The sequence below is a fragment of the Sphingobium amiense genome, assembly GCF_003967075.1.
GTDB lineage: Bacteria > Pseudomonadota > Alphaproteobacteria > Sphingomonadales > Sphingomonadaceae > Sphingobium > Sphingobium amiense.
This window is the reverse complement of sequence record NZ_AP018664.1, coordinates 4209672-4221764: the sequence shown is the minus strand read 5'-3', so window position 1 is coordinate 4221764 and position 12093 is coordinate 4209672. Positions and strand designations below refer to the sequence as shown.

The following is a 12093-nucleotide window of genomic DNA, read 5'->3' as shown; positions in this document are numbered from 1 at the left end:
TCCGTTTATCCCCCGCATCCCCGCATCGCCTGCAGGGCAAAGTCGTCAGGCAACAGGAAGCCGAACGGAAAAGCCCCCGCCCTTCCGGCTCCATTGCCAGACCCATGTTCCTGACGGCGCACTGTCAGTGATTCGACAGCGGCCGGATTTCGAAAATAGACAGCCCCGCTCGCGCGGATCAAGGGCGTCCCTATTCAAAAAACTGAAATAAAGGATTTGACGACGGAAACGCTGGGGATTCCCGAGCAGGAAAAATTATTGATCCTTTTCATGACCTTATATCGGTCATTTATTGGTGCAGTGCGTCGAATCGCGGGGAATCCGTCATTACGGCTTCATGACTCATTCATGACCAGCGCCAAAAGGCCCGCTCCGGCGATCCGGAGCGGGCCTTTGGCATTCGACCTTGGTCGAAAGGATCAGGCGAGCGCGCTGACAGCCTTGGTCAGGCGGCCGAACTTGCGGGCGGCAGTGTTCTTGTGCAGCACGCCGCGTGCGACGCCGCGCGCCATTTCCGGCTGAACCGACGCGAGAGCGGTGGCGGCGGCGGCCTTGTCACCGGCGGTGATGGCGGCTTCCACCTTCTTCACCAGAGTGCGAATCCGGCTGATGCGGGCGCCATTGATTGCGGCGCGGCGTTCATTGCGACGGATGCGCTTCTTGGCTTGCGGCGTATTGGCCATTCTTTTCCTCGGTTCTCGTCAAATCTTTGGGCAAGAGGCCCGATCAGATTCGCCGACCAGCCTCGTGAAGGTGCGCCCCTTACAGGGGAATGGGACACCCGTCAACGGGGCGGGGCCGCGCTATTTCTGGCATTTCGGGCAATAGAAGGTGGAGCGCCCGCCGTCGACTCGCCGCCGCACCACGCCGCCGCAGGGGCACACCTCCCCCTCGCGGCCATAGACGCGCCACTGTTTCGAGAAATAGCCCAGTTCCCCATCCGGCCGCGCATAATCGCGGAGCGTCGATCCTCCGGCGGTGATGGCGGCGGTGAGCACGGTGCGAATCGCCTCCACCAGCAGGGCGAGCCGCGCACGGCCGATCTTCCCCGCCGGGCGCGTAGGCGCGATGCCCGCCATGTTGAGCGCTTCGCAGACATAGATGTTGCCGAGGCCCGCGACGATCCGCTGGTCGAGCAGCGCCGCCTTGATCGAGGTCGCCTTGCCCGCGAGCGCGGCGGCGAGGCGGTCCGTGTCGAAATCCGCGCCCAGCGGCTCCGGTCCCATCCGGGTGAAGGGCAGATAGGCTTCCCATGCATCCGACCGCACGAGGTCGAGCGATCCGAAGCGGCGCGGGTCGTTGAGCGCCAGCAGCCGGCCCCTGCCGGTTTCGATCAGCAGATGATCGTGCGCGCCGATCTCCGCCGGGTCGATGCGCCAACGCCCGGACATGCCGAGGTGGAAGATCATCATATCGCCCCGGTCGGTTTCGACGAGGCCATATTTGGCGCGGCGCGACAGCCCCGTGACGCGCGCGCCCGTCAGCCGCTGGCGCAGGTCGACGGGGATGGGGAAGCGCAGGTCGGCGCGGCGCGGCTCGACGCGGGTGAGCGTATCGCCCTCCAGCACGGATCGGAGACCCGCGACGGTGGTTTCGACTTCGGGAAGCTCTGGCATGAAACGCATCTAGGAAAGAGGCGCGCGAATAACCAGCTTCTTGGCTGGAACGGCGCGCAATCTCTGTCTAGAGGACTTGGCCATGAGCGAAACAGCATCCTTCGGCTATCGTGATGTCGATGCCGCCGAAAAAGCGGGCATGGTCCGCGCGGTCTTTTCGAACGTCGCGGCGAAATACGACCTGATGAACGACGCCATGTCGGGCGGCGCGCACCGGCTGTGGAAGGACCAGTTCGTGCGCCGGGTGAAGCCCCGGCCCGGCGAGCAGATCCTGGACATGGCGGGCGGCACCGGCGACATCGCATTCCGCATGCACCGCCATGGCGCGCAGGTGACGGTGTCGGACATCAACCCCGAAATGCTGGCCGTGGGCATGGAGCGGGCGCAGAAGAAGGGCTATGAAGGCCTGATCTGGTCGGAACAGAATGCCGAGGAACTGACCTTTGGCGACCGCGCTTTCGACGCCTATACGATCGCATTCGGCATCCGCAACGTCACCCATATCGACCGGGCGCTGCGCGAGGCGCATCGGGTGCTGAAGTTCGGCGGGCGTTTCTTCTGCCTCGAATTTTCGACGACGACATGGCCGGGCTTTTCGGACGTCTACGATGTCTATTCGCACCGGCTGGTGCCGCAGCTCGGCAAGCTCTTCGCCAACGATGCGGACAGCTATCGCTACCTCATCGAATCGATCCGGCGCTTTCCGCCCATGCCGAAATTCGAGGGCATGATCCGCGAGGCGGGTTTTTCGAACACGAAGGTGGAGCCGATTCTCGGCGGGCTGGTCGCGATCCATAGCGGCTGGAAGATCTGACGCAGGCATGACCAGCCACGCCACCCATATCTGGCGGCTCCTCAAATGGGGCCGGACGCTCGCGCGGCATGGTGCGCTCACGGGGATCGAGCGCGATCCGCTTACGCCCGCGCCCGTGCGGCGGCTGGTGCGGCTCGCCCGGTTCGGGGCGCGCGTGCCTGCGCAGCCGCGCTATGCCGATGCGTTTCAGGCCATCGGTCCGGCGGCGATCAAGCTGGGTCAGACGCTGGCGACCCGGCCCGACCTTGTGGGCGAGGAAGCGGCGGCCGACCTGCTGCGGCTGCAGGACGCGCTGCCGCCCGTGCCGTTCGAGACGATCCGGGCGCAGATCGAGCAGAGCTTCGGGCGGCCGCTCGACGCGCTCTATGCCCGGTTCGACGAAGTGCCGGTGGGCGCCGCTTCCATCGCGCAGGTGCACCGCGCTCTCACTACCGACGGGCGCGACGTGGCGGTCAAGGTCATCCGCCCCGGCGTGATCGACCAGTTCAACCGCGACATCCAGACCTATGAATGGGCCGCCGCCCATGTCGAGCAGCTTGGCGGAGAGATCGCCCGGCTGCGCCCGCGCCTCGTCATCGCCAATATGAAGCGCTGGACCGCGCGCGAACTGGACCTGCGCCGCGAGGCGGCCTCCGCGTCCGAGCTGGCCGAGGCGATGGAGGCGATGCCGGGATACCGCGTCCCGCAGATCGACTGGGACCGCACCACCGGCAAGGTTATGACGATGGAGTGGATCGACGGCGTCAAGATCGCCGACCGCGCCGCGCTGATCGCGGCGGGCCATGACGTGAAGGATCTGGCCGCCCGGCTGGTCAACGCCTTCCTGCGGCAGGCCATTGCGGAAGGCTTCTTCCACGCCGACATGCATCAGGGGAACCTGTTCGTGACGGCGGGCGGCGACATCGTCGCCATCGACTTCGGCATCATGGGGCGGATCGACCGGCGGGCGCGCATGTGGCTGGCGGAGATTCTCTACGGCCTCATCACCGGCAATTACCGGCGCGTCGCCGAAATCCATTTCGAGGCGCAATATGTGCCCGCGCACCACAATGTCGAAGAGTTCGCGACCGCGCTGCGCGCCGTGGGCGAACCGATGCGCGGCAAGCCCGTGCGCGAACTGTCGGTCGGCGGCATGCTCGACGGCCTGTTCGCCATCACGCGCGATTTCGACATGCAGACGCAACCGCACCTGCTGCTTCTCCAGAAGACGATGGTGATGGTGGAGGGTGTGGCGACCGCGCTCGACCCCGACATCAACCTGTGGGAGACAAGCGGTCCCTATGTGCGCGAGTGGCTGCGCACCGAACTGGGGCCGGAAGCGAAGGCGGCGGACACGCTGATCGAGAACTGGCGCACGCTGCAACGGCTGCCGGGCCTCATCCGCCGGATCGAGGACGCATTCCCGGAAAAGGGCGGCGCGCCCCCGCCCCCGCCGCTGAGCGAGGTCAGGCTGATCCGGGTGGGTGGCGGATGGCGCTATGCGCTGGTGGCGACGGTCGCGGCGGCGGCCGGGGCTGGCGCGATGTGGTTGTCCCACCTGCTCTGACTTGCGAGTGAAGTAATACAGTATTACGTATTACCCATGAAAAGCGGCAAGCTGACGATCAAGCATCAGGTGACGATCCCGCGCGACGTGCGGCAGGCGCTTGACCTCAAGGCAGGCGATGAAGTGACATTCGCACTCGAGGACGGCCGCGCGGTGCTGAGGAAGATCGACCGGTCGGAAATCGAATGGTCGCGCTTCCTTCAGGCGCAGATGCCCGAATGGGACGATCCGCAGGAGGACGCCTATTGGGCGGAACTATGAGCGACGCTTCCCTGTCACCGCATGACGTGGCGGTCGTCCATGTGCCCTTCATAGAGCGGGAGGGCGGGCGCAAGCGCCCCGTGGTGATCCTGTCTTCGCAGGAGGCCAACAAGGCGACAGGCGTTGCCGTGGTCGCGATGATCACCCGCGGCGATGCCCCGGCATGGCATGGAGACATGACGATCAGCCATTATGAGGAGGCGGGGCTGCGCAAGCCGTGCAAGATCAGGATGAAACTCTATACCGTGGAAACCGCAGAGTTGACGCCGGTCGGACGGCTCCAGACGGCAGACCGCTCGGCGCTGACGTCCGGTCTGCGGCGGTTGCTGGCGCTATGACCCGGCGCGTCCTCCTCATCGTTTCCGGCGGGATCGCGGCCTACAAGGCGCTGGAGCTTGTCCGCCTGCTCAGGCGGCGCGGCATTGCGGTGCGGGCGGTGATGACGGAAAGCGCGGGGCAGTTCGTGACGCCGCTCAGCCTAGGCGTCCTCACCGAGGACCATGTCTATGGCGACATGTTCGACCTCAAGGAAGAACGCGAGATCGGGCATATTCAGCTCAGCCGTCAGGCCGACCTGATCGTCGTCGCGCCCGCGACCGCGAATATCCTCGCGCGGATGGCGGGCGGGATCGCCGACGATCTGGCCACCACCATCCTGCTCGCCACCGACAAGCCGGTGCTGGCGGTGCCCGCGATGAATGTGCGCATGTGGCATCACCAAGCAACGCAGCGGAACCTTGCGACGCTGCGCGGCGACGGTGTGCACATCATGGAACCGGCGAGCGGGTCGATGGCCTGCGGCGAATATGGCAAGGGCCGCCTGCCCGAGCCGGAGGGGATCGTCGTGGAGATCGAACGGCTGCTGGCGCTGCCGCCGCGTGCCGATCCGCTCATCGGCCAGCCGGATTTCGCGGGCGATGCGCCGCCGGTTCCCGGCACGCCCGAACCGGACGGAACCCTGCTCGGAAAGCATATTCTCGTCACCGCCGGGCCGACGCATGAGCCGATCGACCCGGTGCGCTACATCGCCAATCGTTCGTCGGGCAAGCAGGGCTTCGCCATCGCCGCCGCCGCCGCGCGGGCGGGCGCGCGGGTGACTCTGGTGGCGGGGCCGGTGCATCTCCCCACCCCCGCCGGGGTCGAGCGCATCAACGTGCAGACCGCGCGCGAGATGATGGCGGCGGTGGAGGCGGCGCTGCCCGCCGATGCCGCGATCATGGTTGCCGCCGTCGCAGACTGGCGCGCGGCGGATGCGGCGGACCAGAAGATCAAGAAGGATGGCTCCGGCCAGCCCGCCCCGCTCGCCCTTGCGGAAAATCCCGACATCCTCGCGACGCTGGGCCATCATGCGCAGCGCCCCGCCTTGCTGATCGGCTTCGCGGCGGAAACGCAGCGGATCGCCGAACATGCGCAGGCGAAGCTGGCGAAGAAGGGGGCGGACTGGATCGTCGCCAATGACGTGTCAGGTGACGTGATGGGCGGCGACAGCAACGCCGTGCAGATCGTCACCACCGCTGGAATAGAAAGCTGGCCCGCCATGGCCAAGGAGGACGTCGCCCTCCGCCTCATCGAAAAGGTTGCAGATGCCCTCTCCGTTTGATCCCATCGAAATCCGGTTGAAGCGGCTGCCCCATGGCGAGGGGCTACCCGTGCCCGCTTATGCGACGGCCCATGCCGCCGGAATGGACGTGGTGTCGGCGGAGGAACTGACGCTCCAGCCGGGGGGACGGCATGCCGTGGCGACGGGCTTTGCGATGGCGATTCCCGAAGGATATGAGGTGCAGGTCCGGCCCCGTTCCGGTCTGGCGCTGAAGCACGGCATCAGCCTGCCCAACACGCCCGGCACCATCGACGCGGATTATCGCGGCGAACTCAGGATCATCCTCATCAATCTTGGCGACCAGCCCTTCGCCATCGCGCGGGGCGACCGGATCGCGCAGCTCGTGGTCGCGCCGGTGCAGATCGCCAGCTTCCGCGAGGTCGACGGTCTGGACGAGACAGCACGGGGCGAAGGCGGCTTCGGATCGACGGGCGTCGCCTCATGACGCTGACCGACGACCAACTGGAGCGCTACGCCCGGCATATCGTGCTCAGGGAGATAGGCGGCGCAGGTCAGGCGCGGCTGCTGTCGGCGCAGGTCGCGGTGATCGGCGCGGGCGGGATCGGCAGCCCGGCGATCCTCTATCTGGCGGCGGCGGGCGTGGGCACCATCCGGGTGATCGACGACGATGAAGTCGCGCTCTCCAACCTTCAGCGGCAGATATTGTTCGGCACGACGGACGTGGGCGCGCGCAAGGCGGAAGCCGCGATGGCGGCGGTGGCGCGGATCAACCCGGACGTGAAGCTCATTCCGATCAACGCGCGGATCGACGGGGACAATGCCGCGCTGCTGCTGCGCGACGCCGATGTGGTGCTGGACGGGTGCGACAATTTCGCGACGCGGCTGGCGGTGGCGGATGCCGCGCACCGGCTGCGCATCCCGCTCGTATCGGCGGCGGTCGGGCCGTTCGAGGGGCAGTTGGCCACCTATCGGGGCTGGGAAGCGGACCGGCCCTGCTATCGCTGCCTCGTCGGCGATGCGCAGGACGCGCCGGAACGCAATTGCGCGGAAGCGGGCGTGATCGGCGCGCTGACCGGCACGATGGGCAGCCTCGCCGCGCTGGAGACGATCCGGCAGATCGTGCCTTTCGGCACCGACATGGCGGGGCGGCTGCTGATCGCCGACCTGCTCGCCATGCGGTTCCGCACGCTCGATGTGGCGAAAGATCCGGCATGTCCTGCCTGCGCGGTGGAACTGTGCGTCCCCTGATACTGATCGCCGCGACGGACGATGCGGAGCGGCTGCGCGCGGCGCTGACGCTGGCGGCGGCGCAGGCGGCGCTGGGGGGCGCGGCGACGGTCTTCCTGCAACTGGACGCCGTGGCGCTACTGCGGCAGCCGGTCGAGGGGCCGCGCGATGCCGCGCACCGGGCGGCGGGGTTGCCCGATCTTGCGACGCTGATCGACGAGGCGCGGGCGCTGGGCGTGCGGCTGATCGCCTGCCAGAGCGGGCTTGCGCTGGCGCGGATGGAAGTCGGCGACCTGCCGTCCGGCGTCACGACAGGTGGCCCCGTGGAGCTGCTGCGCGACATGAGCGACGACGCCCGCCTGTCTTTCGTTTAATTCAGCGGATGACCGGCAGGTAACGGCGCAGGTCGATCATGCGTCGGTCGGTCTCCGCGCCCGCCTGCAACGGCGTAGAGGCGCTTTGGGCGCGGGGCAGGAGCATGCCGACATGGGCGGCGGCCCAGAAGGCGCCGAGGCAGATCATCAGCGTCAGACCCAAGCGCACGATCTTCACGCCCTGCCTCCCTTCACGCCGCCGCTTCTACAGGCGGTGCAGGGCAAGGGCAAGGCGTTCAGATCGGATCAGAAATCGCGGTATCGCTCATTGCCGATGAAGCCGAGCCGCGTGACGCCCGCGCGGCGGATGTCGGCGAGCACTTCGTCCACCAGCAGGTAGCGGGCGGCGGCATCGGGCTGGAACTGCAGTTCCGGCTCCACCGGCAGGCGCAGCGATGCGCCAAGGTAACGGCGCAATGTCAGGCGGTCGACCGCCGCGCCGTTCCACCGGATCGTGCCGTCCGCGCCGATCCCCACTCTGTTCTTCACCGTATCGACCGGGACGAGCGGCTTAACGGCGTCGGCGGACAGGTTGACGCCGACGCTGTGCGTCTGAATGGGAATGGTGATGATGAACATGATGAGCAGCACCAGCATCACGTCGATCAGCGGCGTCGTGTTCATGTCGCTCATCGGCGTGTCGGCGGCGGCGTTACGGGGTTCTGCGAAGCTCAAGGCCATTCGTCCCTCCTGTTGCTGAATTATGATATAACAGCACATGGAGGATGCGCCTTTCGCCCCGCTCTGGCAAGAGGGCTTCTATTGACAGCGATGCCCGCCCATTTAAGGGGAAGGCGCGGCTTTTTGCGCCGTTCCTGCCTTCCAACAGAAAGATCCCTTCCCGTGTCCGCCATGCTCAAGATCACCCTGCCCGACGGTTCCGTGCGCGAAGTCGCGCCCGGCACTACTCCGGCGGACATCGCGGCGGCTATCGGACCGGGGCTGGCCAAGGCGGCGATCGCGGCGCGGGTCGATGGCGAGCTGCGCGACATCGGGCGGCCGCTGGAGGCCGATGCGCAACTGGCGCTGGTGACGGCGCGGGATGAGGCCGACGCGCTGGAACTGGCGCGGCACGACTTCGCGCATATCCTGGCCGAAGCGGTGCAGGCGCTGTTCCCCGGCACGCAGATCACCTTCGGTCCCGCGACCGACGACGGTTTCTACTATGATTTCGCGCCCAAGGACCGCCCCTTCACCGAGGAGGATCTGCCCGTCATCGAAGCGAAGATGCGGGAGATCATCGCGGCCGACAAACCCCTGAAGCGCGAAGTGATCGACCGCGATACGCTGATCGCGCAATGGCGCGCGGCGGGCGAGACGTTCAAGGCGGAGTGGGCGGCGGAACTGCCGCAGGGCGAGGAGCTGACCGTCTATCATTCGGGGGACGGCTGGTATGACATGTGCCGGGGTCCGCACCTTGCCTCGACCGGGAAGCTCGATCCCGCGGCCTTCAAGCTGACGCGCGTGTCGGGCGCTTACTGGCGCGGCGATCAGAAGAACGCGATGCTGTCCCGCATCTACGGCACCGGCTGGCTCAACCGGAAGCAGCTCGACGCGCACCTCACGCGACTGGAGGAAGCGGGCAAGCGCGACCATCGGAAGCTGGGCGCGGAGATGGACCTGTTCCACCTCCAGCAGGAAGCGCACGGGTCGGTCTTCTGGCACCCCAAGGGCTATATCATCTGGCGCAATCTCGAAGCCTATATGCGCCGCGCCATCGACGCGGCCGGCTATCGCGAGGTCAAGACGCCGCAGGTGATGGACGCGCGCCAGTGGGAGCAGTCGGGCCATTGGGGTAAATATCGCGAGAATATGTTCGTCATCCCTGACGAAGTGCCCAATGTCGAGGATGAAGGGCCGCTGGTGTCGGACGATGCCGACTGGATGGCCCTGAAGCCCATGAACTGCCCGGCGCACGTTCTGATCTTCCGTCAGGGGATCAAGAGCTATCGCGACCTGCCCCTGCGCCTCTACGAGAATGGCTGCTGCCACCGCAACGAGCCGCACGGTGCGCTGCACGGCCTGATGCGCGTGCGCCAGTTCACGCAGGATGATGCGCATATCTTCTGCCGCGAGGACCAGATCGTCGAGGAAGTCCGTGCCTTCTGCGCGCTGGCCGACCGTATCTACCGCGATTTCGGCTTTACCTATTCGATCAAGCTGGCGCTGCGTCCCGACAAGCGTTTCGGCAGCGACGAGATGTGGGACAAGGCCGAGACCGAACTGCGCGACGCGGTGGCGGCTGCGGGGCTCAACACGCCGGAATATGGCTGGGAGGAACTGCCGGGCGAAGGCGCCTTCTATGCGCCCAAGCTGGAATGGCACCTGACCGACGCCATCGGGCGGACATGGCAGGTCGGCACCATCCAGTCCGACCGCGTGCTGCCGGAACGGCTCGACGCCAGCTATGTGGGCGAGGATGGCGAGCGGCACCGCCCGGTCATGCTGCACCGCGCGATCTTCGGCAGCTATGAGCGGTTCATCGGTATATTGATCGAACATTATGCGGGCCGCTTCCCGCTCTGGCTCGCGCCGGTGCAGGCGGTCGTCGCGACCATCGTGTCGGACGCGGACGATTATGCGCGCGACGTGGTGGAGCGGCTGCGGGCGGCGGGCATCCGCGCCGAAACCGATACGCGCAACGAGAAGATCAACTACAAGGTGCGCGAGCACAGCCTGGCCAAGGTGCCCAACCTGCTGGTCGTCGGACGGCGCGAGGCGGACGAGGGCACGGTGGCGCTGCGCGAACTGGGCAAGGAAGGGCAGAGCGTCCTTTCTGTCGAGGATGTCATCGTCCGGCTTGCAAAAGAGGCGCAGGCACCCGATATGCGGTGAGGCAGAAATGCCGCAAGGGTGCGTGATTCCGCTGTCGCGGGACCACGCGCCCCTTTCGGCTTTTCTCAAAAGCCGCTAAGAGCCATCCGTTTTTCGAAACGACCACAGGAGATAGAGCTATACGTCCCCCGATGATGCGCCGCCCGCTGGCGCCGCCGCCGAAGTCCGGCCCCCGCTATAACGAGTTCATCAACGTGCCCAAGGTGCGCGTCATTGATGACGAAGGCGAAAATCTGGGTGTGATGTTTACGCAGGAGGCGATCGAACAGGCCGCCGAAGTCGGTCTCGACCTTGTGGAAGTATCGCCCAACGCCGATCCGCCGGTCTGCAAGTTCCTCGACATCGGCAAGTTCAAGTACGAAGCGCAGAAGAAGGCGAACATCGCCCGCAAGACGCAGAAGACGCAGGAACTCAAAGAGATCAAGATGCGTCCGAACATCGACGATCATGACTATGATACGAAGATGAAGAAGGTGCATGACTTCATCGGCGACGGCGACAAGGTGAAGATCACCCTGCGCTTCCGTGGCCGCGAACTCAGCCACCAGCAGCTTGGCATGAACCTGCTCCAGCGGGTCGCCGAAAATGTCGCCGAAATCGCGAAGGTCGAAGCCTATCCGCGCATGGAAGGCCGCCAGATGCTGATGGTGCTGTCACCCAAATAAGCGCGATCGTCAGGGCGTTCGAAAAAGGGCGGGGTCCGTGAAGGACGCCGCCCTTTTTGCTGGTCAGCCATTGGGCAGGATGAGATATTTTTCGCCCGTGCGCCGCGCATTATAGGCGAGCACGGCGTCCCGGCCCAGCGCTTCGTCCAGCGAGAGCCGCGCCTTGTAATGGCTGGCGAACAGGGTGGTGAGGTTGTCGCGCACGCGCTGGCGCATCCGTTCGGCGGTCTGCGCCCCGGCCTGTTGCAGGAAGGGGGGAAGCAGCCAGCCCGATACGTCCCAGGTGAAGCCGAAGCTGCGGGTCAGGATCGTCGGCCCCATGTCGAGCGAACCGTAGACATAGGCGTGCTTGGGCATGCTCGATCCGTAGCGGCTGTAGGCCGCGCCGCGGCTGGCGACCTTTTCCATCGCGTGCAGGATCTGGCTGACCTGCGTGCCGCCGCCGATGGCGTCGAACGCCACGGTCGCGCCGGTCGCGGCGATGGCGTCTTCCAGCCGGGTGAGGAAATCGGCGTCGCTGCTGTTCACCACATGCTCCGCGCCGATGCCCCGCAGCAGAGCGACCTGTTCGGCGCTGCGGACGATGTTGACGAGGCCGAGGCCGTCGACCTGCGTCACCCGGACGAGCATCTGGCCGAGGTTGGACGCGGCGGCGGTATGGACGATCGCCTTGTGCCCGCCCGCCTTCGCCGTTTCGACAAAGCCGAGCGCGGTCATCGGATTGACGAAAGCGGATGCGCCCTGTTCCGCCGTCACATCGTCAGGCAGCGCCATGCAGCCGCTGGCGTCTATCAGGCGATATTGCGCATACATGTCGCCGCCGATCATCGTCACGCGCCTGCCGATCAGCGCCTGCGCCGCCGGGCCGTCGCCTGCGGCGATGACCGTGCCCGACGCTTCGTTGCCGACGCCCAGCGGCTGCCCGATGCGGGCCGCCATCGCCCGCATCGCCGGTTCGGGCATCCGGGCGACGATCCGGCGGGGGCTATATTCGGCGGAGGCGACATCGGCGGGGCCGAACAGCAGGCCAAGGTCGGACGGGTTGATCGGCGCGGCCTCGATCCGCACCAGCACCTGATCCCCGGTCGGCGCTGGTAGCGCGTCCTCGACCAGTTCCACCGTCAGGCGGCCGTCCTCCGCCAGCGTGGACAGCAGTTTCAGGCCTCTGGTCTCGCTCATTCCTCGCTCCTGTTT

The 12093-nt window shown here is 66.4% G+C and carries 15 protein-coding genes; 10 read left to right on the top strand and 5 right to left on the bottom strand.

Features of this window, described 5'->3' with window-relative positions:
- Positions 1–419: 419 nt before the first annotated feature.
- Entirely contained in the window at positions 420–683 is a 264-nt protein-coding gene (rpsT, locus tag SAMIE_RS20260) for a 30S ribosomal protein S20 (RefSeq protein WP_066696723.1), read from the bottom strand.
- Positions 684–803: 120 nt separating this feature from the next.
- Complete coding sequence (gene mutM / locus SAMIE_RS20255; RefSeq protein WP_066696886.1) at positions 804–1616, bottom strand: bifunctional DNA-formamidopyrimidine glycosylase/DNA-(apurinic or apyrimidinic site) lyase; 813 nt, start codon at positions 1614–1616, stop codon at positions 804–806.
- A gap of 82 nt (positions 1617–1698) precedes the next feature.
- Between mutM and SAMIE_RS20250 the strand changes: the two genes are divergently transcribed.
- The 8 genes from SAMIE_RS20250 to SAMIE_RS20215 are packed head-to-tail and all read left to right on the top strand — an operon-like array spanning position 1699 to position 7399.
- Positions 1699–2430, top strand: a complete 732-nt coding sequence (locus SAMIE_RS20250) for a class I SAM-dependent methyltransferase (RefSeq protein ID WP_066696720.1) — start codon at positions 1699–1701, stop codon at positions 2428–2430.
- A gap of 7 nt (positions 2431–2437) precedes the next feature.
- Positions 2438–3976 (top strand): 2-polyprenylphenol 6-hydroxylase, encoded by a 1539-nt coding sequence (gene ubiB, locus SAMIE_RS20245; RefSeq protein WP_066696717.1) that lies wholly within the window; start codon positions 2438–2440, stop codon positions 3974–3976.
- Positions 3977–4012: 36 nt separating this feature from the next.
- Positions 4013–4237, top strand: coding sequence for an AbrB/MazE/SpoVT family DNA-binding domain-containing protein (locus SAMIE_RS20240; protein WP_066696715.1), 225 nt, complete (start codon positions 4013–4015; stop codon positions 4235–4237).
- Complete coding sequence (locus SAMIE_RS20235; protein ID WP_066696712.1) at positions 4234–4575, top strand: type II toxin-antitoxin system PemK/MazF family toxin; 342 nt, start codon at positions 4234–4236, stop codon at positions 4573–4575. The genes SAMIE_RS20240 and SAMIE_RS20235 overlap by 4 nt, the downstream gene beginning before the upstream one ends.
- Positions 4572–5837, top strand: a complete 1266-nt coding sequence (locus tag SAMIE_RS20230; protein WP_066696703.1) for a bifunctional phosphopantothenoylcysteine decarboxylase/phosphopantothenate synthase — start codon at positions 4572–4574, stop codon at positions 5835–5837. The genes SAMIE_RS20235 and SAMIE_RS20230 overlap by 4 nt, the downstream gene beginning before the upstream one ends.
- Positions 5821–6282 (top strand): dUTP diphosphatase, encoded by a 462-nt coding sequence (gene dut / locus SAMIE_RS20225; protein WP_066696702.1) that lies wholly within the window; start codon positions 5821–5823, stop codon positions 6280–6282. Before SAMIE_RS20230 ends, dut begins: the two co-directional genes overlap by 17 nt.
- On the top strand, positions 6279–7046 hold the full coding sequence (locus SAMIE_RS20220) for a HesA/MoeB/ThiF family protein (protein WP_066696700.1): 768 nt from the start codon (positions 6279–6281) through the stop codon (positions 7044–7046). The genes dut and SAMIE_RS20220 overlap by 4 nt, the downstream gene beginning before the upstream one ends.
- Positions 7034–7399 carry a DsrE family protein gene (locus SAMIE_RS20215; RefSeq protein ID WP_066696699.1) on the top strand — a complete coding sequence of 122 codons (366 nt, stop codon included), beginning with the start codon at positions 7034–7036 and terminating at the stop codon, positions 7397–7399. Before SAMIE_RS20220 ends, SAMIE_RS20215 begins: the two co-directional genes overlap by 13 nt.
- A gap of 1 nt (position 7400) precedes the next feature.
- Here SAMIE_RS20215 and SAMIE_RS23500 read toward each other — a convergent pair whose 3' ends face one another.
- Together SAMIE_RS23500 and SAMIE_RS20210 are read right to left on the bottom strand one after the other, a co-directional pair.
- Positions 7401–7577: a hypothetical protein gene (locus SAMIE_RS23500; RefSeq protein WP_157077748.1), complete on the bottom strand. Its 177-nt coding sequence runs from the start codon at positions 7575–7577 to the stop codon at positions 7401–7403.
- Between the two features lie 68 nt (positions 7578–7645).
- Entirely contained in the window at positions 7646–8080 is a 435-nt protein-coding gene (locus SAMIE_RS20210; RefSeq protein WP_066696697.1) for an ExbD/TolR family protein, read from the bottom strand.
- A gap of 171 nt (positions 8081–8251) precedes the next feature.
- Here SAMIE_RS20210 and thrS point away from each other — a divergent pair, with 171 nt between their 5' ends.
- Complete coding sequence (gene thrS, locus SAMIE_RS20205) at positions 8252–10234, top strand: threonine--tRNA ligase (protein ID WP_066696694.1); 1983 nt, start codon at positions 8252–8254, stop codon at positions 10232–10234.
- A 131-nt stretch (positions 10235–10365) separates the two neighbouring features.
- The gene (infC, locus tag SAMIE_RS20200; RefSeq protein ID WP_066696691.1) at positions 10366–10899 is read left to right on the top strand and encodes a translation initiation factor IF-3; all 534 of its coding nucleotides are present in this window, start codon (positions 10366–10368) and stop codon (positions 10897–10899) included.
- Between the two features lie 63 nt (positions 10900–10962).
- Here the strand turns inward: infC and SAMIE_RS20195 are convergent, their stop codons facing one another.
- A complete protein-coding gene (locus SAMIE_RS20195; RefSeq protein ID WP_066696688.1) occupies positions 10963–12078 on the bottom strand; it encodes a zinc-binding dehydrogenase in 1116 nt (371 codons plus the stop codon).
- Positions 12079–12093 lie beyond the last annotated feature (15 nt).

Bases quoted from the DNA above. Each gene is read 5' to 3' on its own strand.
- rpsT (WP_066696723.1), bottom strand. From the start codon at position 683: ATGGCCAATACGCCGCAAGCCAAGAAGCGCATCCGTCGCAATGAACGC.
- mutM (WP_066696886.1), bottom strand. From the start codon at position 1,616: ATGCCAGAGCTTCCCGAAGTCGAAACCACCGTCGCGGGTCTCCGATCC.
- SAMIE_RS20250 (WP_066696720.1), top strand. From the start codon at position 1,699: ATGAGCGAAACAGCATCCTTCGGCTATCGTGATGTCGATGCCGCCGAA.
- ubiB (WP_066696717.1), top strand. From the start codon at position 2,438: ATGACCAGCCACGCCACCCATATCTGGCGGCTCCTCAAATGGGGCCGG.
- SAMIE_RS20240 (WP_066696715.1), top strand. From the start codon at position 4,013: ATGAAAAGCGGCAAGCTGACGATCAAGCATCAGGTGACGATCCCGCGC.
- SAMIE_RS20235 (WP_066696712.1), top strand. From the start codon at position 4,234: ATGAGCGACGCTTCCCTGTCACCGCATGACGTGGCGGTCGTCCATGTG.
- SAMIE_RS20230 (WP_066696703.1), top strand. From the start codon at position 4,572: ATGACCCGGCGCGTCCTCCTCATCGTTTCCGGCGGGATCGCGGCCTAC.
- dut (WP_066696702.1), top strand. From the start codon at position 5,821: ATGCCCTCTCCGTTTGATCCCATCGAAATCCGGTTGAAGCGGCTGCCC.
- SAMIE_RS20220 (WP_066696700.1), top strand. From the start codon at position 6,279: ATGACGCTGACCGACGACCAACTGGAGCGCTACGCCCGGCATATCGTG.
- SAMIE_RS20210 (WP_066696697.1), bottom strand. From the start codon at position 8,080: ATGGCCTTGAGCTTCGCAGAACCCCGTAACGCCGCCGCCGACACGCCG.
- thrS (WP_066696694.1), top strand. From the start codon at position 8,252: ATGCTCAAGATCACCCTGCCCGACGGTTCCGTGCGCGAAGTCGCGCCC.
- infC (WP_066696691.1), top strand. From the start codon at position 10,366: ATGATGCGCCGCCCGCTGGCGCCGCCGCCGAAGTCCGGCCCCCGCTAT.
- SAMIE_RS20195 (WP_066696688.1), bottom strand. From the start codon at position 12,078: ATGAGCGAGACCAGAGGCCTGAAACTGCTGTCCACGCTGGCGGAGGAC.